Annotated in this window: 21 protein-coding genes; 14 read left to right on the top strand and 7 right to left on the bottom strand. The window is 56.0% G+C overall.

The genetic code is table 11. The features are described from left to right. The first annotated feature begins 70 nt into the window (after window positions 1-70). The 4 genes from ACOTXL_RS00105 to ACOTXL_RS00090 all read left to right on the top strand — a co-directional run bounded on the left by ACOTXL_RS00105 (window position 71) and on the right by ACOTXL_RS00090 (window position 3,110). Complete coding sequence (locus ACOTXL_RS00105) at window positions 71-1,555, top strand: carboxypeptidase M32 (protein ID WP_045351120.1); 1,485 nt, start codon at window positions 71-73, stop codon at window positions 1,553-1,555. Between the two features lie 149 nt (window positions 1,556-1,704). Beyond that, entirely contained in the window at window positions 1,705-2,010 is a 306-nt protein-coding gene (gene asr, locus ACOTXL_RS00100) for an acid resistance repetitive basic protein Asr (RefSeq protein ID WP_003857459.1), read from the top strand. 91 nt (window positions 2,011-2,101) lie between these two features. After that, entirely contained in the window at window positions 2,102-2,185 is an 84-nt protein-coding gene (locus tag ACOTXL_RS00095; RefSeq protein ID WP_057979992.1) for a hypothetical protein, read from the top strand. 103 nt (window positions 2,186-2,288) lie between these two features. Further along, window positions 2,289-3,110 carry a trypsin-like serine peptidase gene (locus ACOTXL_RS00090; protein ID WP_003857461.1) on the top strand — a complete coding sequence of 274 codons (822 nt, stop codon included), beginning with the start codon at window positions 2,289-2,291 and terminating at the stop codon, window positions 3,108-3,110. Between the two features lie 5 nt (window positions 3,111-3,115). Here ACOTXL_RS00090 and mdtI read toward each other — a convergent pair whose 3' ends face one another. From mdtI to ACOTXL_RS00075, 3 genes are all read right to left on the bottom strand, one after another. After that, complete coding sequence (mdtI, locus tag ACOTXL_RS00085) at window positions 3,116-3,445, bottom strand: multidrug/spermidine efflux SMR transporter subunit MdtI (protein WP_045351119.1); 330 nt, start codon at window positions 3,443-3,445, stop codon at window positions 3,116-3,118. After that, entirely contained in the window at window positions 3,432-3,794 is a 363-nt protein-coding gene (mdtJ, locus tag ACOTXL_RS00080; RefSeq protein WP_003857465.1) for a multidrug/spermidine efflux SMR transporter subunit MdtJ, read from the bottom strand. The genes mdtI and mdtJ overlap by 14 nt, the downstream gene beginning before the upstream one ends. A 118-nt stretch (window positions 3,795-3,912) precedes the next feature. Then, on the bottom strand, window positions 3,913-4,083 hold the full coding sequence (locus tag ACOTXL_RS00075; protein WP_086532010.1) for a hypothetical protein: 171 nt from the start codon (window positions 4,081-4,083) through the stop codon (window positions 3,913-3,915). Between the two features lie 132 nt (window positions 4,084-4,215). Between ACOTXL_RS00075 and ACOTXL_RS00070 the strand changes: the two genes are divergently transcribed. Next, complete coding sequence (locus tag ACOTXL_RS00070) at window positions 4,216-5,256, top strand: AI-2E family transporter (RefSeq protein ID WP_045351118.1); 1,041 nt, start codon at window positions 4,216-4,218, stop codon at window positions 5,254-5,256. Here the strand turns inward: ACOTXL_RS00070 and ACOTXL_RS00065 are convergent. Further along, window positions 5,253-6,200, bottom strand: a complete 948-nt coding sequence (locus ACOTXL_RS00065) for a zinc-dependent alcohol dehydrogenase family protein (RefSeq protein ID WP_045351117.1) — start codon at window positions 6,198-6,200, stop codon at window positions 5,253-5,255. The genes ACOTXL_RS00070 and ACOTXL_RS00065 overlap by 4 nt on opposite strands. Next, on the bottom strand, window positions 6,193-7,227 hold the full coding sequence (locus ACOTXL_RS00060) for an LLM class flavin-dependent oxidoreductase (protein ID WP_003857470.1): 1,035 nt from the start codon (window positions 7,225-7,227) through the stop codon (window positions 6,193-6,195). The genes ACOTXL_RS00065 and ACOTXL_RS00060 overlap by 8 nt, the downstream gene beginning before the upstream one ends. A 207-nt stretch (window positions 7,228-7,434) precedes the next feature. Between ACOTXL_RS00060 and yajD the strand changes: the two genes are divergently transcribed. From yajD to pqqF, 9 genes are all read left to right on the top strand, one after another. After that, window positions 7,435-7,782, top strand: a complete 348-nt coding sequence (gene yajD / locus ACOTXL_RS00055) for an HNH nuclease YajD (protein ID WP_003857471.1) — start codon at window positions 7,435-7,437, stop codon at window positions 7,780-7,782. Window positions 7,783-8,041: 259 nt separating this feature from the next. Then, window positions 8,042-9,307, top strand: coding sequence for a Y-family DNA polymerase (locus ACOTXL_RS00050; protein ID WP_003857473.1), 1,266 nt, complete (start codon window positions 8,042-8,044; stop codon window positions 9,305-9,307). A gap of 104 nt (window positions 9,308-9,411) precedes the next feature. Next, window positions 9,412-10,431 carry a dipeptidase gene (locus tag ACOTXL_RS00045; RefSeq protein WP_045351209.1) on the top strand — a complete coding sequence of 340 codons (1,020 nt, stop codon included), beginning with the start codon at window positions 9,412-9,414 and terminating at the stop codon, window positions 10,429-10,431. Between the two features lie 138 nt (window positions 10,432-10,569). Next, window positions 10,570-10,641: a pyrroloquinoline quinone precursor peptide PqqA gene (gene pqqA / locus ACOTXL_RS00040; protein WP_002905689.1), complete on the top strand. Its 72-nt coding sequence runs from the start codon at window positions 10,570-10,572 to the stop codon at window positions 10,639-10,641. A 55-nt stretch (window positions 10,642-10,696) separates the two neighbouring features. Continuing rightward, the gene (pqqB, locus tag ACOTXL_RS00035; RefSeq protein ID WP_003857504.1) at window positions 10,697-11,614 is read left to right on the top strand and encodes a pyrroloquinoline quinone biosynthesis protein PqqB; all 918 of its coding nucleotides are present in this window, start codon (window positions 10,697-10,699) and stop codon (window positions 11,612-11,614) included. A gap of 2 nt (window positions 11,615-11,616) precedes the next feature. Further along, a complete protein-coding gene (pqqC, locus tag ACOTXL_RS00030) occupies window positions 11,617-12,372 on the top strand; it encodes a pyrroloquinoline-quinone synthase PqqC (protein ID WP_003857506.1) in 756 nt (251 codons plus the stop codon). Window positions 12,373-12,374: 2 nt separating this feature from the next. Beyond that, window positions 12,375-12,653, top strand: a complete 279-nt coding sequence (pqqD, locus tag ACOTXL_RS00025) for a pyrroloquinoline quinone biosynthesis peptide chaperone PqqD (protein WP_003857508.1) — start codon at window positions 12,375-12,377, stop codon at window positions 12,651-12,653. Beyond that, window positions 12,640-13,782 carry a pyrroloquinoline quinone biosynthesis protein PqqE gene (gene pqqE, locus ACOTXL_RS00020; protein ID WP_023324563.1) on the top strand — a complete coding sequence of 381 codons (1,143 nt, stop codon included), beginning with the start codon at window positions 12,640-12,642 and terminating at the stop codon, window positions 13,780-13,782. Before pqqD ends, pqqE begins: the two co-directional genes overlap by 14 nt. Before the next feature lie 5 nt (window positions 13,783-13,787). Next, window positions 13,788-16,064 (top strand): pyrroloquinoline quinone biosynthesis protein PqqF, encoded by a 2,277-nt coding sequence (gene pqqF / locus ACOTXL_RS00015; RefSeq protein WP_032609078.1) that lies wholly within the window; start codon window positions 13,788-13,790, stop codon window positions 16,062-16,064. 86 nt (window positions 16,065-16,150) lie between these two features. On the opposite strand, the gene ACOTXL_RS00010 is transcribed toward pqqF, so the two are convergent. Continuing rightward, window positions 16,151-18,580 (bottom strand): glucose/quinate/shikimate family membrane-bound PQQ-dependent dehydrogenase, encoded by a 2,430-nt coding sequence (locus tag ACOTXL_RS00010; RefSeq protein ID WP_045343445.1) that lies wholly within the window; start codon window positions 18,578-18,580, stop codon window positions 16,151-16,153. Between the two features lie 346 nt (window positions 18,581-18,926). Further along, entirely contained in the window at window positions 18,927-19,346 is a 420-nt protein-coding gene (locus ACOTXL_RS00005; RefSeq protein ID WP_003857514.1) for a translesion error-prone DNA polymerase V autoproteolytic subunit, read from the bottom strand. Between the last annotated feature and the right edge of the window lie 108 nt (window positions 19,347-19,454).

Here is a 19,454-nt window from a genome sequence, read left to right as displayed (position 1 = left end):
CAGCCCTCTTCGTGTTTAAATCGAGCCGATGCTAATTTTTGTCATCGGCTGATTCAGACACGAGGACTTCATGAAAAACAATAACTATCAACAACTCACCCGCACCTTCCAGCGCCTCTCCCGCTTCTCTCACCTCTCCTCCATCGCCAGCTGGGACATGTTCACCATGATGCCGCCAGGCGGCAGCGCCGCGCGCGGTGAAGCGCTGGCGGAGATGAGCGTCCTGCAACATCAGATCCTGACCGATAAAAAAGTGGGTGAATGGCTGGCGGCGGCGGCAGACGAAGATCTGAACGACGTTGAGCTGGCCAACCTGCGTGAAATGACGCGCTACTACCAGCAGGCAACTTTACTGCCGGAATCGCTGGTGGAGGCCAAATCGCTGGCGGGCAGCAGGTGTGAACACGCGTGGCGCACTCAGCGTCCGGCCAACGACTGGCAGGGCTTTTCAGCCAACCTGAAAGAGGTGGTGAAACTCAGTCGTGAAGAAGCCCGCCTGCGCGCTGAGGCTAAAGGCTGCACGCCTTACGACGCGCTGCTGGATATCTTTGAACCCGACATGACCAGCGCTCGCCTGGATGTGCTGTTCGGCGAGCTGAAGTCCTGGCTACCGGAGTTGCTGGCAAAGGTTGTGGAAAAACAGGCTCAACGATCGTTCGTTCCGCCACAGGGTCCCTTCCCGACCGCCACGCAGCGCGAGCTGGGCCTGGAAGCGATGAAAATGCTTGGCTTCGATTTTAACGGCGGTCGTCTGGACGTTAGCGCCCACCCGTTCTGCGGCGGCGTGCCGGAAGATGTGCGTATCACCACGCGTTACGATGAAGATGAACTGCTCAGCGCGCTTTTCGGCGTGATCCACGAAACCGGACATGCCCGCTACGAGCAAAACCTTCCGCGAGCATGGGCCGGTCAGCCCGTTGCGCTGGCGCGCTCTACGGCGATCCATGAATCCCAGAGCTTGTTCTTTGAAATGCAGCTAGGCCGCAGCGACGCTTTCCTGAAGCATCTGCTTCCGGCGGTTCATGCCCGTTTCGGCAGCCAGGCGGCATTCAGCGAAGAGAATTTCATTGCCTGGAACCAGCGCGTGAAGCCGGGCTACATCCGCGTTGATGCGGATGAAGTGAGCTATCCGGCGCATGTGGTGCTGCGCTATGAGATCGAGCGCGCGCTAATCAATGGCGAAATTGAAGTCGATGATATTCCCGCGTTATGGGATGAGAAAATGCAGGCCTGGCTTGGGTTATCCACCAAAGATAACTATCGCAACGGCTGTATGCAGGATATCCACTGGACCGACGGCGGTTTTGGCTACTTCCCGTCTTACACGCTGGGAGCAATGTATGCGGCACAGCTGTTCCATGCCGCCAAAACTGCGCTGCCCGGGTTGCAGGCATCCATCGCCGGGGGCGATTTCTCGGCGCTGTTTGACTGGCTGCGTCAGAATATCTGGCAGCACGGCAGCCGTTTCAGCACATCGCAGCTCATCACCCAGGCCACGGGTGAAGATCTGAATATCCGCTACTTCCGCGAACACCTGACATCCCGCTACCTGTAACCGAATGCGTCGGGGATCTGCCCCGGCGTTGTACATACGGTTACACGCCGATACCAATCACTCACGGAAACCCCGAATTTACAGGGATATAGTTATTTCAACGGCCCCGCAGTGGGGTTAAATGAAAAACCAAATTCGAGGGTATGAAAATGAAAAAAGTATTAGCTCTGGTTGTTGCCGCTGCTATGGGTCTGTCTTCCGCTGCATTCGCGGCTGAAACTACCGCCACCGCAGCGCCTGCGGCTTCCACCGCTGCTCCGGCCAAAACGGTTCACCATAAAAAACATCACAAAGCGGCTAAACCAGCGGCAGAACAGAAAGCGCAGGCCGCTAAAAAGCACCACAAAAAAGCGGCAAAACCAGCGGTAGAGCAGAAAGCACAGGCGGCTAAAAAGCATCACAAAAAAGCAGCAAAACACGAAGCGGCTAAACCTGCTGCACAGCCAGCAGCGTAAGAGTACAAGCTTAACCGTGCCCTTCGGGGCACGTTGGTAAACCGGCGCTGAACGGGTTTGCGGTCAGCGCCGTTTTTTATCCGGAGGGCGTATGCTGCGGCGCTATCGGTTTGAGTTCATTCTTATCCTGCTAATTTTATGCGCGCTCATCGCCAGCCACTTTTATCTTTCCTGAATGTAGCACGCTGATTTTACTCCCACTTTCTCGCCGTCGCGTCTATAGTATTTTTATAGGGATCACTTTTAATAATCATAATTACCCCCCACCAGAGTGTGATATGCGTAAATCTGTTGTGTTGTTACTGGGAACGTTTAGCCTTTTTGCTGGCTTTTCACATGCGGATGATGGCGACGATGACGCCATTAGCGCCAAAGAGGTAAAGACGCTGTTTTTTGGTCATGACGATCGTACGCGTGTCACCGATCCTACCGAATCGCCCTGGGATGCCATCGGGCAACTGGAAACCGCCAGCGGCAATTTATGTACTGCAACCCTCATTACGCCACGCCTTGCGCTGACGGCGGGTCATTGCCTGTTAATGCCGCCTGAAGGCAAACCGGATAAAGCGATCGCCCTGCGCTTTGTGTCGCAAAAAGGAATATGGCGCTACGAAATTCACGGTATTGAGGGGCGGGTGGATCCGTCGCTTGGCAAACGCCTGAAACCGGATGGTGATGGCTGGATTGTGCCGCCCGGGGCGGCCTCCTGGGATTTCGGGCTGATCGTTTTACGTTATCCGCCGTCCGGGATCACCCCGCTGCCGCTCTTTGATGGCGATAAAGCCGCGCTCACCGCCGCCCTGAAAGCCGCCGATCGAAAAGTAACGCAGTCAGGCTACCCTGTTGATCACCTCGATTCGCTGTACACCCATACGGACTGCGTGGTGACGGGTTGGGCGCAAAACAGCGTGCTGTCGCATCAGTGCGATACGCTACCGGGTGATAGCGGATCGCCGCTGATGTTAAAAACCGATAACGGCTGGCAGCTGATTGGCGTTCAAAGTTCTGCGCCAGCGGCGAAAGACCGCTGGCGCGCCGATAACCGGGCGTTGTCGGTGACCGGTTTTCGCGACCGGCTGGAAGCCCTGGCGCAGCAGTAGGTCACTCAGGCCAGTTTAATCATGATCATGCCGGCGAGCAGTAATACCAGCCCTATCCAGCCTTTATTGTTTAAACGCTGCCCGAACATAATCCAGCCTGCCGCCAGGGTGGCGGCAATACCGAAGCCACCCCACAGCGCATAGGCCAAGGACAGATCGATGCCTTTCACCGCCTGCGACAGGGCGCTAAACGCCCCCAGAACCGCGGCAATCGATAACAGGCCGTAGGCTTTGCGACGAAAACCGTCGGAGAACTTCAGAAAGACGTTCGCAATAATTTCCAGAACGATGGCGAAAGCCAGCCAGGCCGCGTGGATCCATTCAAACTGCTGCATGGGTCTGCTCCTTCTGCTGTTTTGCCGGTTTGCGTGTACCCGATTTAATCAGCACGATACCCGCGACCAGGGTCGTCAGCCCGGCAATTTTCATTGTCGTCAGGGTTTCATCAAATAACATGACGCTAAACAGCGTAATCAATAAAATACCAACACCTTCCCACAATGCGTATGCCACGCCCAGCGCGATTTTTTTAACCGCGAAAGAGAGGAAAATATAGGAAAGCGTAATCATGACCAGCATCAAAATAAAACCGGTGCTGCCATCACTCACGCTCGCCCATTTCATCGACAAGGTGCCGGTAATTTCAGCGACGATCGCCAGAGCTAATAAAATCCAGTAAAACATGTTTTTTCTCCTGCTTGAGAATATAATCCATCGAGGCTCGCTGCGGACAGCAAACCAAAAAGTTGGGAATTAAATCAGTTAGCTAAGCGCATAGCGCCAGCTCAGGCAGAAGACGTGACTATAGCGCGGAATGCCAGTGTTGCTCACCAGAAAGCAGGCAGAGGGAGGTTGAAAACAGAGCAGAGTTGTTTGAAAAATACGTCCTGAACAAATTGTCCATAAAATTACAATTATCCGCGGTGTTGCTTCTCGTCTTTGCGGATGAAAATTGTCCTCGGTAGTTGAACACGCCTGATTTGTATCATAAGCCAGGAATTTACTCAAAGCCTTTTCATTTCTTTACCCAGTCTGTTTGATTTTGGTTAGTTTTTTTAATCCGCTTTCCCCTCTATTATAAATAAAAAACTGTTCAGGAACGTCCATGGCCAAACCTATTATCACCCTCAACGGGCTTAAGATCGTCATCATGCTGGGCATGCTGGTGATCATTCTGACCGGCGTTCGTTTTGCGGCCGATATCATCGTGCCTTTTATCCTGGCGCTTTTTATCGCGGTGATCCTCAATCCGCTGGTGCAGCGAATGGTGCGGCTGCGCATCCCGCGTGTGCTGGCGATAAGCCTGCTTATCAGTATTATTATCGTTGCGATGGTGCTGTTAGTCGCCTATCTGGGAACCTCCCTGAACGAGCTGGCGCGGACGCTACCGATATACCGCTCTTCCCTGGCGACCCCGCTGCTGCAAATTGAACCCTGGCTGCAACGCGCGGGTATCGAAGTCTCGGTTGAGGAACTGCTTAAATACATCGATCCGAATGCCGCCATGACGATTGTCACCAGCCTGCTGGCACAACTCTCCAACGCCATGACCTCGATTTTCCTGCTGTTCCTGACGGTTGTGTTTATGCTGCTGGAAGTTCCACAGCTGCCTGCAAAACTCCAGCACATCATGGTGCGTCCGGTAGAGGGAATGGGCGCCATTCAGCGCGCGCTCGACAGCGTTTCACGCTATCTGGTGCTGAAAACGGCCATCAGCCTGGTGACGGGATTAGTGGTCTGGGGGATGCTCGCCGCGCTGGATGTGCGTTTTGCCTTCGTCTGGGGGCTGCTGGCCTTTGCGCTCAACTATATTCCTAACATCGGCTCCGTGCTGGCGGCGATCCCCCCTATCCTTCAGGTGCTGGTTTTCAGCGGTTTGTATGATGCCCTGATTCTGCTGGCAGGCTATCTGGTGATTAACCTTGTCTTCGGGAACATTCTTGAACCACGGATAATGGGACGCGGGCTGGGGCTTTCAACCCTTGTTGTGTTCCTGTCCCTGATTTTCTGGGGCTGGCTGCTCGGGCCTGTCGGCATGCTGCTCTCCGTTCCGCTGACAATTATTGTCAAAATTGGCCTCGAGCAGACCGCCGGTGGGCAAAGTATCGCTGTACTGCTGAGCGACATGAGCCATAAGGCCGATTAATTGTCCATCGACAGCATGGGCTTGCCCGTTCTTCCCGCTTCGCGATAGTTGCCTACTGCCCGCTGCCATTCCGACAGCGGGTAGAGGGTGACATCGCTGCACTGACTGGCGCGCAGTTTAGGCCAGATGCGCCGAAACTCCGCCTGCCACGCCTCAGCGCTCAGCGCGTCCAGATAGTTACGAATGTGAAACCACGCCACGCACGGCAACGGCCGCTGCTGCCGGAAGGTCTGCCCGGAGAGCAGCCCGTAGCAGACAAAGGTGCCGGCTTCGGGCATCACGCTCAGGATCGTCTCCGCCAGGCTGCCGCCCGTGGCGTCGTACACCACGTCTGCGCGCGCGGCGGCAGCGTTGACGGCGGCCATATCGTGTTGCGCAATCGGGACGATCCCCTTTTCAGCCAGACGTTGAGCGTGCACGGGCGAGCGATGGATCCCGTAAACCGCCTCTGCACCCGCCTGGCGTGCCCATTGCCCGAGCAGAACGGCGCAGTCAGAACCGGCAGCGGTGAGCAGCACCGTTTTCCCGACCGGAGGATAGCGGTCCAGCATCATCTGTGCGGCAAGCGGATTGATATACGCCCGCGCGGCAAGAAGCGAGTCGACGTCGTCCGGGACGGGAACCGCATACGCCGCCGGGCAGTCGACATAGCGCTGCCAGGTTCCCTGCCCCCGTAACGGCAGGACCCGCTTGCCCAGCAGCGCCGGATAAGCGGCGGGCGTTTCGGTCACTATTCCGACCCCTTCATAACCGGCTATCGCAGGCAGCGACGTGCGATGGCGATATGCCCCGGTGATGGGAATGAGATCGGAGGCGTTCACCGGAGAAAAAAGCATGCGCACACGTATCTCTCCCGGCTGTCGCGGGGACAATGGTGTGGTTTCCGCTTGCAGTACCGATTCAGGCTCACCAAACCGGCGATACCAGAGGGCCAGATTACGCATTGCGATCGCGCCACCCCATTTCCGGTGCGACATGTTTCAGGATGGACTCGATCACATGTGCGTTGTATTCCACGCCCAGCTGATTCGGCACGGTAAGCAACAGCGTATCCGCTTCCGCGATCGCTTCATCCTTTTTCAACTGTTCAATCAGCTTGTCTGGCTCTGCGGCATAGCTGCGTCCGAAAATGGCCCGCGTTTTCTCATCCAGATAGCCCACGCTGTCGCTCTCATTGCGGCTTGAACCGAAATACATCCGGTCGCGTTCGTCCATCAGGGCAAAAATACTGCGGCTGACCGAAACGCGTGGCTGACGGGTATGCCCTGCCTCAGCCCAGGCCTGTCGGTAGGCACGGATCTGTTTTGCCTGCTGAATATGGAACGGCTCGCCGGTTTCATCATCTTTCAGCGTTGAGCTTTGCAGGTTCATCCCCAGTTTTGCCGCCCATACTGCCGTTGCATTAGAGCCAGCCCCCCACCAGATACGATCGCGTAAGCCTTCTGAATGCGGCTCCAGACGCAACAATCCCGGCGGGTTTGGGAACATCGGCTGTGGGTTAGGCTTCGCAAACCCTTCACCGCGTAATACATCAAGCAGTACCTCAGTGTGGCGGCGCGCCATATCAGATTCGGTTTCCCCTTCCTGCGGCACGTAACCAAAATAACGCCAGCCATCAATCACCTGCTCCGGGGAACCCCGGCTGATACCAAGCTGTAATCGCCCGCCGGAGATGAGGTCTGCCGCGCCAGCATCTTCCGCCATATACAGCGGATTTTCATACCGCATGTCGATCACGCCCGTCCCGATTTCGATGCGTTTGGTTTTCGCGCCTATTGCCGCCAGCAAGGGGAATGGCGAACTGAGCTGGCGGGCAAAGTGGTGCACACGGAAATAAGCCCCGTCCGCGCCCAGCTCTTCGGCTGCGACCGCCAGATCGATGGACTGTAGCAGCGTGTCAGCCGCGGTTCGCGTGCCGGACTGGGGTGACGGCGTCCAGTGACCAAACGACAAAAATCCGATCTTTTTCATAGTGGAGTATCCTGATAAAGCATTGCGTTATCCCTACTCTACGCATTAACGGATGAGAATAAATGGTGATTATTTAACGGAATGCTTCAAATAAACTGACAGAAATACGCAAATCGCAGGCTGCCTTCCCGCAGAGGAGGCATTCTCCTGACATCTCATAATGGGATATAGTGTGAACTATTCTCTTTTTAACAGGTAACATCAGCAATGGCTCTGATCCCCAAAAACTACGCACGGCTGGAAAGCGGCTACCGTGAAAAAGCGCTAAAAATCTACCCCTGGGTTTGTGGACGCTGCTCGCGTGAGTTTGTTTATTCAAATCTTCGTGAACTCACGGTTCACCATATCGACCACGATCACACCAATAACCCGGAAGATGGCAGTAACTGGGAGCTGTTGTGCCTGTTTTGTCACGATCACGAACACTCAAAGTACACCGAAGCGGATCAGTATGGCACCACCGTTGTCGCGGGTGAGGATGCGCAAAAAGACGTGGGTGTCGCCACGTTTAACCCCTTTGCCGATCTCAAGGCGATGATGGACAAGAAGAAGTAATATCGACGGCTTCACTGCCCATACCTGCCGTATGGGCACTTATATTCCTTAAACATTTCATTAAATACCCTTTCCGCCAGATTTGCCTCGCCGCCATTCTGGACATAACCCTCGCCCTCCTGCACCCGTACGACGTCACTCCTCGTTCCCCCTTGATCTTTGCTATCAATATACAATACTGTATATAAATACAGTATTTATTAACGGTGATCATAATGCAGTTTTTCACCCCACCTGGCGATACCAGAGCGAGCTGACCATGTTTGCACTGTGTGATGTGAACGCTTTCTATGCTTCCTGTGAAACGGTTTTTCGCCCGGACCTGAAGGGACGACCGGTGGTCGTGTTGTCCAATAACGATGGGTGCGTCATCTCTCGCTCCGCTGAAGCCAAACCCTTTGTGAAAATGGGTGAACCGTACTTCAAACAGAAAGATCGCTTCAGGCATCATGGCGTGGTTTGTTTCAGCAGTAATTATGAACTTTACGCGGATATGTCCAACCGGGTAATGAACACGCTTGAAGAGATGTCGCCTCGTAGCGAAATATACTCCATTGATGAGATCTTTTGCGATCTTACCGGGGTACGTAATTGTCGCGATCTTTCCGATTTTGGGCATGAAATGAGAGCGACCGTACTGCAACGCACCCATCTGACCGTCGGGGTGGGCATCGCACCCACAAAGACGCTGGCGAAACTGGCAAATCACGCGGCAAAACGCTGGCAGCGCCAGACGGGAGGCGTTGTTGATTTATCCAATGTGGATCGTCAGAGAAAGCTGATGGCGGCGCTACCCGTCGAAGACGTTTGGGGTGTAGGACGTCGCATAGCGAAGAAGCTTGAGATGATGGGGATTAAGACCGTCCTGCAACTGGCAGACACCGATATCCGGTTCATAAGAAAACATTTCAATGTCGTGCTGGAGAGAACGGTGCGTGAATTACGGGGCGAACCGTGTCTTGAACTGGAAGAGTTTGCCCCGGTAAAGCAAGAAATCGTCTGTTCGCGCTCGTTTGGCGAACGCATCACCGAATATGACGATGTACGCCAGGCCATCTGTAGTTATGCCGCCCGGGCAGCAGAAAAACTTCGCAATGAGCATCAGCATTGCCGCTTTATCTCCGTATTTGTTAAAACCTCGCCCTTCGCGCTTAACGAGCCATATTATGGCAATAGCGCGTCGGTAAAACTGCTTACCCCAACCCAGGATAGCCGGGATATTATCGGCGCATCAGTTCGTTGTCTGGATGCGGTCTGGAAGAACGGCCATCGGTACCAGAAAGCCGGCGTGATGCTGGGAGATTTTTATAGCCAGGGCGTCGCGCAACTTAATCTGTTTGACGACAACGCACCCAGGAAAAACAGCCAAAAGTTAATGGATGTATTAGACCATCTGAATGCTGAAAATGGCCGTGGCACGCTTTACTTCGCGGGACAGGGTATTCAGCAGCCGTGGCAGATGAAACGGGAAATGCTTTCACCCCGCTACACAACCCGCTTTGCGGATCTCCTCACTGTTAAGTGATATTAACAATTGCTGCTAAGTTGTAATTTTCCCCTTGCTGGACCGGACAAATCGGTTATCGTGCCAGGCAACTTTCACAGCAATAAAAGACAGTGGGATGCGCTATGGCGATTTTTGATGGTCACAATGACCTGTTGCTTAATTTATGGCTTCACCATCGCCAGGATCCGGTAACGGCCTTCTTCTCCGGCATTGAAAACGGACACCTCGATTATCCGCGCATGCAGCAAGGCGGATTTTCCGGCGGGCTGTTCGCGCTGTTCGTGCCGCCGCAGGAGTATATCGCCCGCATGGCGCCACAATACGCCTGCGAGCCGTGGCAGCCGGTCGACATTCTCTGGCAGCAGCTGACGATCCTTAAGCAGCTTGTCGCCCACTCCGACGGCCGGGCGCGATTGTGCCTGAGCGCGGCGGATATCGAACGCTGCCGTCAGGATAAGGTGCTGGCGATGGTAGCGCATATTGAGGGCGCGGGCGGTTTTGACGGCGAGGGAGGCGATCTACAGGCTTTCTATGCCGCCGGGGTGCGTAGCATTGGGCCTTTCTGGAACATTGCTAACCGTTTTGGCACCGGCGTTAACGGGGTGTTTCCCGGCAGCCCGGACAGCGGCCCAGGGCTTACCGCAGAGGGTATCGCCCTCATTAAGCACGCTAATGCCCTGAACATGCTGATTGACGTTTCGCATATGAATGAAAAGGCGTTCTGGGATACCGCTCGTCATTCCTCATCACCGCTGGTCGCCACCCACTCCAACGCCCATACGCTGTGCCCGCAACCGCGCAATCTGACCGATCGGCAGCTGCTGGCTATCCGCAACAGCGGCGGCGTGGCTGGCGTCAATTTCGGCAACGCGTTTCTGCGCGCCGACGGTAAACGCGATAGCGATACCCCGCTGAGTACGATTGTTCGCCATATCGACTATCTTATTAACATCATGGGTGACGATCATGTCGCGCTGGGCTCCGATTTTGACGGCATTACGTTGCCTGATGACTTACACGATGTGAGTGGTTTACCACGGCTAATCAGCGCGTTGCGTGACAGCGGCTATGATCAATTTGTGCTGAATAAGCTGCTGTGGGGTAACTGGCAAAAGGTATTGCAAAATGTTTGGCAACAATAGTTTACGTTGTAAACATTAAGTTAATTCCTTACATCTTTCGGGTTGAGCTTTGCCCTCCTGTGACGCATTATTTGATGACCATCACAAAACTGGCACAAACAATGGCGTTGGTGCTGCATTTTTAAAGAGGAAAAAACGATGTGGAAGAAACCTGCTTTTATTGATTTACGTCTTGGCCTGGAAGTGACCCTGTACATTTCCAACCGCTAATCGCTCTGCCCGCCATCCGTGCGGGCATTTTTGTTTGACTACCTGGCCCATCTTCATGTTTATTAAAGTCCTCGGTTCCGCCGCTGGCGGTGGTTTCCCCCAGTGGAACTGTAACTGCGCCAACTGTCAGGGTTTGCGCGACGGTACCCTTCAGGCGACCCCTCGCACCCAGTCGTCGATCATCGTCAGTGATAACGGCAAAGAGTGGGTGCTGTGTAACGCCTCCCCCGATATCAGCCAGCAGATTGCCCATACGCCAGAACTGAATAAGAAAGAGGTTCTGCGCGGCACGCATATTGGCGGCATTATTCTCACCGATAGCCAGATTGACCACACCACCGGGCTGCTCAGCCTGCGCGAAGGGTGCCCACATCAGGTATGGTGTACGCCGGAGGTGCATGAAGATCTTTCCAGCGGATTCCCGATTTTTACCATGCTCCGGCACTGGAACGGCGGCCTGATTCATCACCCGATTGCGCCGCTCACCGCCTTTAGCGTGGAAGCCTGCCCTGATTTGCAGTTTACCGCTGTCCCCATCGCCAGTAACGCACCGCCCTATTCGCCGTGGCGCGACCGCCCGCTGCCGGGGCATAACGTGGCGCTGTTTATCGAAAACCGCCGCAACGGTCAGACGCTGTTCTACGCACCGGGTCTCGGTGAACCCGATGACGCTATCCTGCCGTGGCTCAAAAAGGCGGACTGTCTGCTGATTGACGGCACCGTCTGGCAGGACGATGAACTCCAGGCCACCGGCGTCGGGCGCAATACCGGCCGCGACATGGGCCATCTGGCGCTCGGCGATGAACACGGCATGATGGCGCTGCTGGCCTCGCTGCCGGCAAAGCGCAAGATTCTGATCCACATTAATAACACCAACCCGATCCTTAACGAGCAGTCGCCGCAGCGTCACGCCCTTGCGCAGCAGGGAATAGAAGTGAGCTGGGACGGGATGAACATCACGCTTCAGGACTAACTATGCACATTCGCGAAACGCTCTCGCCGCAAGAGTTTGAGCACGCCCTTCGGGCGAAAGGCGCCTACTATCATATTCACCATCCGTACCATATCGCGATGCATAACGGCGAGGCCAGCCGCGAGCAGATCCAGGGCTGGGTGGCGAACCGGTTTTACTACCAGACGACGATCCCACTGAAAGACGCGGCAATTATGGCGAACTGCCCGGATCCGCACACGCGTCGCAAATGGGTGCAGCGGATCCTCGATCACGACGGCAGCAACGGTCATGACGGCGGTATCGAAGCCTGGCTACAGCTGGGCGAAGCCGTGGGGCTCAGCCGCGAGGACTTAATCAGCGAACGCCACGTGCTGCCCGGCGTCCGTTTCGCCGTCGACGCTTACGTTAACTTCGCCCGCCGCGCCAACTGGCAGGAGGCTGCATGCAGTTCGCTCACCGAACTGTTCGCCCCGCAAATCCATCAGTCGCGTCTCGACAGCTGGCCACAGCACTACCCGTGGATCAAAGAGGAAGGCTATTTTTATTTCCGCAGCCGCCTCAGCCAGGCCAGCCGCGACGTTGAACACGGTCTGGAGCTGGCGAAGCGTTATTGCGATAGCGCGGAAAAGCAGAATCGGATGCTGGAGATCCTTCAGTTCAAACTCGATATCCTGTGGTCGATGCTCGACGCGATGACCATGGCCTACGCGCTACAGCGTCCGCCTTATCACACGGTCACCGACAAAGCGGCCTGGCACACAACCCGACTGGTATAAGCATGCAAAAAAACTCCATCGTCGCCTTTCGTCGCGGCTATCGCCTGCAATGGGAAGCCGCTCAGGACAGCCATGTCATCCTCTATCCGGAAGGCATGGCTAAACTCAATGAGACCGCCGCCGCGATCCTCGAACTGGTCGATGGCCAACGCGACGCGGCGGCCATCATTGCCATACTCAACGAACGGTTCCCGGAAGCCGGCGGCGTGGATGACGACGTCGTAGAATTCCTGCAAATTGCTTATCAACAGAAGTGGATTATTTTCCGTGAGCCAGAATAAACCTGCCGTCAATCCACCGCTGTGGCTGCTGGCGGAGCTGACCTATCGCTGTCCGCTACAGTGTCCTTACTGCTCTAACCCGCTGGACTTCGCCCGGCAGGATCAGGAGCTGACCACTGAACAGTGGATTGAGGTTTTCCGCCAGGCGCGGGCGATGGGCAGCGTGCAGATAGGTTTTTCCGGCGGCGAACCGTTGACGCGTAAAGATCTGCCGGAGCTGATCCGCGCCGCCCGCGATCTCGGTTTTTATACCAACCTGATCACCTCGGGAATTGGCCTGACGGAAAGCAAGCTCGACGCATTCAGCGAGGCCGGTCTGGACCATATCCAGATTAGCTTCCAGGCCAGCGATGAAGTGCTCAACGCTGCGCTGGCGGGGAATAAAAAAGCCTTCCAGCAGAAGCTGGCGATGGCCAAAGCGGTTAAAGCGCGCGATTACCCGATGGTGCTGAATTTCGTCCTGCACCGGCATAATATCGATCAGATCGATAAAATCATCGAACTGTGCATCGAGCTGGACGCCGACGACGTCGAACTTGCCACCTGCCAGTTCTACGGTTGGGCGTTCCTTAATCGTCAGGGGCTTCTGCCGACGCGGGAACAGATTGCCCACGCGGAACGCGTGGTTGCCGAATATCGGCAAAAAATGGCCGCCAGCGGCAATCTGACCAACCTGCTGTTCGTCACTCCCGATTATTACGAGGAGCGGCCCAAAGGCTGCATGGGCGGCTGGGGGTCGATTTTCCTCAGCGTGACCCCGGAAGGCACGGCGCTGCCCTGCCACAGCGCGCGCCAGCTGCCGGTGGAATTCCCCTCGGTGCTTGAGCAGAGCCTGGAATCCATCTGGTATGACTCTTTCGGCTTCAACCGCTATCGCGGATTTGACTGGATGCCGGAGCCGTGCCGCTCCTGCGATGAAAAAGAGAAAGACTTCGGCGGCTGCCGCTGCCAGGCCTTTATGCTCACCGGGAATGCGGATAACGCCGATCCGGTGTGCAGCAAATCGCCGCATCATCATAAAATCCTCGAGGCGCGACGCGAAGCAGCCTGTAGTGATATGAAGATCGGTCAGCTTCAGTTTCGCAACCGAACCCGTTCTCAGCTTATCTATAAAACCCGGGAACTGTAACGATAATGACCATCCGCATCGTGGAACTGGCAGGCGGTTTACGCGCAACGCTGGTGCATCAGCCGCAGGCGACACGCGCGGCGGCGCTGGCGCGCGTGAGTGCCGGAAGCCATCACGAGCCACCGCGATTCGCCGGTCTCGCGCATTTGCTTGAGCACCTGCTGTTCCGCGGTAGCCAGCGCTATCAGGGCGATGATCGACTCATGGCCTGGGTCCAGCGCCAGGGCGGCAACGTCAATGCCACCACGCTGGCTCGCCACAGCGCTTTTTTCTTCGACGTTGCCGCCGATAACCTGTCCGACGGCGTCGCGCGACTGCGGGATATGTTGCAGGCGCCGCTGCTTTCCCGGCAGGACATCCAGCGCGAAGTGGCGGTCATTGATGCGGAAAACCGGCTTATCCAGCAGCATGATCCCGCCCGGCGCGAAGCCGCGGCGCGCCACGCGATGGAACAACCGGAGGTTTTTCGCCGTTTTCAGGTGGGTAGCCATGATTCTCTGGGGCAAGACACGGGATCGCTGCACGCCGCGTTGCGCGGATTTCATCGCCGCTATTATGGGGCCAGACACCTGCAATTGTGGCTACAGGGACCGCAAACGCTGGATGCGTTAGCCGAGCTTGCCCATACGTTTGCGACAGGTTTTGCTTCAGGTGGCGTGCCTGAAGCCGCCCCCCCGTTACGCCTTAGCGCTGAAGCAGATTATCAGCTGGCAGTGACGGAGCGACCCGCGCTGTGGCGCTGTCCGTTGATCCGAAAAAGTGACAACGTCACCTTGCTTCGGGAATTTTTGCTGGACGAGGCCCCCGGAAGCCTGATTGACGGGCTGCGGGCGCGCGGGCTGGCAGAAGAGGTATCGCTGGACTGGCTTTATCAGGATGACGATTACGGCTGGCTGGCGCTAACGCTTGACGGCGAACGGCCCGAGGCCATAGACGCGCAAATCACGCGCTGGCTGCGGGCCCTACAGCAAACGACGCAAGAGCAACAGCGGCATTATTATAGGCTGGCACAGCAGCGCTTTAGCGCCCTGTCGCCCCTTGACCAGCTTCGCCAGCGGGCGTTTGGTTTTGCGCCCGGCGCGGCGCCGGTTGATTTTTCCGCCTTCTGTGCCGACTTACTGGCGGCGCCCACCTCGTATCTGGCCTGCAAAAAAATGGAAACCGCTGAAATTATCGCCAGCCAGGGATTTGCCCTGCCGCTTAGCCACTGGCGTCGCCAGCCGGTTGCGGATGAGAGCCCCATCGCGTTTTCCTTCTACCCGCAGGCTACCCAATATTCTGCCCCAGCCCTGACGCCAGAAGCCGTTCCGCTGCTGCATTTACCGGCGCAGGCACAAGCGCCGACGCTGATCCTCCGCAGGCCTTTTTATTCGCGCGTAAGCGAGTCACAGGGAGTGGCGATCGGCAAACAATTACGCCCTCTTCTAGCTGAAATGCGCCATATCGGCAGCAGCGGCGAGTGGCAAACGGTTGACGGTAGCTGGCAGCTAACCCTGCGGCTTCCTGACGCCGTGGTGATGGCGGAACCCATCATCGGGGCGATAATCGATCGCCTCTCCCGCCCCACACCGGCTATTACGCCTGCGCCAGATGGCATTGCGATCCGTCAGTTGCTTAAGCAATTGCCTGAACGACTGGCATCGGAACCGTCACGGAATGGCTGGCTGGCGGCGTTAGCTGGCGGCAGCGCCGGACACGCGCACGGGTTAGCCCGGCAGCTTGGCCTGCTCCGGGCGCCGGTTAACGCTAAGCCGTTGCCGTTAAGCGATTGTCCCGGCGGGGTCGAACACATTCCGCACGCCAGCGAGGATTCGGCGCTGCTGGTGTTTATTCCCCTGCCGCCGGGTGCGTCGCTCGCCGCGCTGCGGCTGCTGGCGTTATGCTGCGAACCGCGATTTTTCCAGCGCCTGCGCGTGGAACAGCAGATTGGCTACGTGGTCAGCTGTCGTTATCAGCGTATTGCCGATCGCGATGGCCTGCTGCTGGCGTTACAGTCGCCTGATCGTTCTCCCGTGAACCTGTTGGGTTGCTGCAAACGATTTTTGCGAGAGCTGACGCTGTGCGATGAATCCGAGTTCAGCCTATTGCGACAGCAGCTGGCGACGCAGATCCGCTCACCGATGGATGCCAGCGCCACGGCAGTGGCCGCCCTGCGCCAGCGCTATGGTTTGCCGGTGTTAACGCCGCAGGCTATTGATGCCCTGCAACCTGACGAGATAGTCGCGCTATGGCGCGAGATGACTCGCCGTCGCCGTCGCTGGCGGGTGCTTTTCACGGGCTGACCGGAACCGCAGCTTTCTTCCTGTGCGTGGTTTTTAGTCAAAAAAAAGCCCCGTACTACGACGGGGCCAGGCTGTTTATTTCGCTGTTATTTATCCAGCGCGTAGGCAATCACGTAGTCACCACGATCCGGCGACTGGCGTGCACCGCCAGCAGAGATCAGAATGTACTGTTTGCCGGTTTTCGGTGATACATAGCTGATAGGTCCGCCCTGGCTACCCACCGGGAGACGCGCTTTCCACACTTCTTCCCCCGTAGAGGAATCAAAGGCGCGCAGGTAGTAATCCTGGGTTCCCGCAATGAAGACCAGACCGCCCTGCGTGGCCAGCGTACCGCCCAGCGTCGGCATACCGACAGGCATCTGCATACGCATTTTTACCCCAAACGGACCGGTATCCTGAACGGTACCGACCGGCACCTGCCAGACGATTTTCTGTGTTTTCAGGTCAATCGCAGAGAGAGAGCCAAACGGTGGTTTCTGGCACGGAATACCCAGCGGTGACATGAAACGGTTTTTGTTGACCGAATACGGCGTTCCTTTCATCGGAACAGCGCCCATACCGGCGTTCACGGCTTCACCGCCCGTGTTTGCCACTGCGCTTTGCGGATCTTGTTTAATCAGCTGGACCCACAGACCCAGACGCATGTCGTTGACGAAGATGTACTGGTTGTTCGGATCCGTGGACAGACTACCCCAGTTCATTCCCCCCAGCGAGCCCGGGAAGCTCAGGGAAATATCGGTTCCCGGCATCGTGTACAGACCGTCATAACGCATTGATTTGAAGCTGATACGACAGGCCAGCTGGTCAAACGGCGTCGCCCCCCACATATCCGATTCTTTCAGGGTTTCCGCGCCAATCTGCGGCATCCCCACAGAGCGCGGCTGCGTTGTCGGGTACTGTTCACGTGGAATATCCGCTGGTTTTACCGGAACCTCTTTCACTTCAGTGAGCGGTTTACCCGTCAGGCGATCAAGAACATAAATTTGCCCCGCTTTGGTGCCCACCACCACCGCGGGCTTGTTGCCCTCTTTTGTCGGGAAATCAACCAGGCTCGGCTGCATCGGGATATCGAAATCCCAGAGGTCGTTATGCACGGTCTGGTATACCCACTTCTCTTTCCCGGTAGTCGCATCCAGCGCGAGGATTGAGGTGGCGTATTTATGATCTTCCGGAATACGGTCAGCGCCCCACAGGTCGACGGAGGAACTCCCCATCGGGATAAACACGGTATTCATCGACGCATCCCAGGACATAGGGGCCCAGGAGTTTGCAGAGCTACGTTTGTAGTGTTCGCCCGGCTTCAGAACATAGTTCGGATCCGGATTACGCGGGTCGAACGCCCAGCGCAGCTGGCCGGTGATCACGTCATAACCACGTATAACACCTCCCGGCATATCGGTGCTGACGTTATCCGCAACGCGGCCACCAACGACAACCGTCGTACCCGCCAGCGTCGGGGCCGACGTCAGCACGTAGGTGGGATCTGACGCGTCGCCCATCCCTTCATGCAGGTTAACGCTGCCGTTAGTACCGAAGTCCGGACAGAATTTGCCGTTATCGGCGTCTAACGCGATCAGCTTACCGTCAATGGTATTCATCAGGATACGGCGCTGGCATGCAGCGCCCGGTGCGACCTGCGCTGGCAGAACCGGCGTGGAGCCCGCTACCGTTGGCTGTGCCAGCGGTTTGGTGGCATCAAAGTATGCCAGGCCACGGCAGCGCATCCAGATTGCAGATTTGGCGTTGATTTCCGCTTTCCAGATCTCTTTCCCACTATCGGCATCCACGGCGATCACGTTGTTATGCGGCGTACAGAGGAAGACACGATCGCCAACCTGTAGCGGCGTTTGCTGATCTTCTGCGCCATTGCCGTCCGGACTTTCCGGTACGTCACCGGTATGGTAGGTCCAGACCGGTTTCAGGTTTTTCACGTTGTCACGGGTTATCTGGTCCAGCGCCACAAAGCGACTACCGCCGGCCGTATTACCGTAGTGATCCCAGTTCTGCTGTTTCGCATCATCTTTTACCGGTACCAGCGGACGTTTTTCACCGCTAAACGGCACGGTCGGATGGGGTTGAAACATCTGAACAAAGGTGACGCCCATGGCGATAATAAGGACCGCGCAGACCCCCAGGGCCCCTTTTGCGCAGGACGGTTTTCCTTCACGTTTACGCAATGCAGGCCAGGTGGCAGCTGCCAGCACCATCAGCCCGGCGGGTACCATTAAACGGGAAACCAGCGGCCAGAAGTCGAGCCCGGCATCGAAAAATGCCCAAATCAGGGTGCCAAGAAACACCAGGGCAAACAGCCCCACGGCAGAGGACTTGCGGCGGAAGAACTGAATCGCAGAGAGCAGAGTGATAACCCCGGCGATGAGAAAATACCAACTCCCCCCCAGGGAAACCAGTTTAAAACCGCCGATAGCAAAAAAGAGCCCCGTTACAAGAAGTATCACACCCACCAGCAGGCACCACGGGCCTAACCAGCCGGATGAGCGGGGATTATTGTCTGACATAAAAATGAATCTCCTGATTACTTTATAACAGCAGGGTTTTATTGACTGCCACGATGCTAAAACCCTGCGTAACATCAATTGTTCGTGTGCGAATCATAAATTAAAATTATAATGTAGACAAAATGTATTCTGTCGGAAGAAAAGAAAACTCACTAAAGTGCAGGAACATAACAAAATAAAAAAATGGGATATCACTCTGTAATTCGCCAATACCGGAATATTTGACCAGTCAGTTCCGGCTTATGCGATGAATATCAGGTTTGCCGACAAGACAGCCCGGGTAACGTAAGATTTTTGCATGATGAGAATTAACTTATTGCCTATTAATTAAGCTTCACAAACACGATCAGCTCGCGGATTTCACGATATACGTCACTACACCAAAGATATCGAGCGTATCGTCGCTGCCGACAATAATCGGTGAATAGGCGCTGTTCATGGGGTTGAGTTGAATATTGGGACGCAGCTGGAGGCGCTTCACGGTAAATTCGCCCTCTACCGCCGCAATCACGATATCGCCATGCTCAGGCTTGCGGGAACTGTCCACCACCAGCAAATCACCGTTATTGATCCCCCCTTCTATCATCGAGTCACCGGCGGCTTTGACAAAGTAAGTGGAGCTGGGATGGGCGACTAATAACTCGTTTAAATCGATACGCCGCTCTACATAATCCGCTGCCGGGCTGGGGAAGCCGCACTGTACTAAGTCGCTGAAAAGTGGAATAGCAACGATTTCACGCAACTCTGCGGGTCTGAAAAAGATCATGATAAACACCTCCATGTCGCGGTAGGGATACCCGTTACCGGGTACCCCCCGCACAGATCCCGGCGTGCGCTATTCACGCACCGGGCTCCTGCCTTGGGTGTCTGGCGG

Source organism: Enterobacter cloacae complex sp. IR5402 (assembly GCF_049238125.1).
GTDB lineage: Bacteria > Pseudomonadota > Gammaproteobacteria > Enterobacterales > Enterobacteriaceae > Enterobacter > Enterobacter hormaechei_C.
The sequence above is the reverse complement of the archived record's forward strand: the minus strand, read 5'-3'. Positions and strand labels throughout refer to the sequence as shown.

Coding starts and splice junctions, on each gene's coding strand:
- ACOTXL_RS00095 (WP_057979992.1), top strand. CDS start 2,102: ATGCTGCGGCGCTATCGGTTTGAGTTCATTCTTATCCTGCTAATTTTA.
- pqqB (WP_003857504.1), top strand. CDS start 10,697: ATGTTTATTAAAGTCCTCGGTTCCGCCGCTGGCGGTGGTTTCCCCCAG.
- ACOTXL_RS00065 (WP_045351117.1), bottom strand. CDS start 6,200: ATGCGTAATCTGGCCCTCTGGTATCGCCGGTTTGGTGAGCCTGAATCG.
- pqqF (WP_032609078.1), top strand. CDS start 13,788: ATGACCATCCGCATCGTGGAACTGGCAGGCGGTTTACGCGCAACGCTG.
- ACOTXL_RS00010 (WP_045343445.1), bottom strand. CDS start 18,580: ATGTCAGACAATAATCCCCGCTCATCCGGCTGGTTAGGCCCGTGGTGC.
- asr (WP_003857459.1), top strand. CDS start 1,705: ATGAAAAAAGTATTAGCTCTGGTTGTTGCCGCTGCTATGGGTCTGTCT.
- pqqD (WP_003857508.1), top strand. CDS start 12,375: ATGCAAAAAAACTCCATCGTCGCCTTTCGTCGCGGCTATCGCCTGCAA.
- ACOTXL_RS00070 (WP_045351118.1), top strand. CDS start 4,216: ATGGCCAAACCTATTATCACCCTCAACGGGCTTAAGATCGTCATCATG.
- ACOTXL_RS00045 (WP_045351209.1), top strand. CDS start 9,412: ATGGCGATTTTTGATGGTCACAATGACCTGTTGCTTAATTTATGGCTT.
- ACOTXL_RS00060 (WP_003857470.1), bottom strand. CDS start 7,227: ATGAAAAAGATCGGATTTTTGTCGTTTGGTCACTGGACGCCGTCACCC.
- ACOTXL_RS00050 (WP_003857473.1), top strand. CDS start 8,042: ATGTTTGCACTGTGTGATGTGAACGCTTTCTATGCTTCCTGTGAAACG.
- ACOTXL_RS00105 (WP_045351120.1), top strand. CDS start 71: ATGAAAAACAATAACTATCAACAACTCACCCGCACCTTCCAGCGCCTC.
- yajD (WP_003857471.1), top strand. CDS start 7,435: ATGGCTCTGATCCCCAAAAACTACGCACGGCTGGAAAGCGGCTACCGT.
- ACOTXL_RS00090 (WP_003857461.1), top strand. CDS start 2,289: ATGCGTAAATCTGTTGTGTTGTTACTGGGAACGTTTAGCCTTTTTGCT.
- pqqC (WP_003857506.1), top strand. CDS start 11,617: ATGCACATTCGCGAAACGCTCTCGCCGCAAGAGTTTGAGCACGCCCTT.
- ACOTXL_RS00005 (WP_003857514.1), bottom strand. CDS start 19,346: ATGATCTTTTTCAGACCCGCAGAGTTGCGTGAAATCGTTGCTATTCCA.
- mdtJ (WP_003857465.1), bottom strand. CDS start 3,794: ATGTTTTACTGGATTTTATTAGCTCTGGCGATCGTCGCTGAAATTACC.
- mdtI (WP_045351119.1), bottom strand. CDS start 3,445: ATGCAGCAGTTTGAATGGATCCACGCGGCCTGGCTGGCTTTCGCCATC.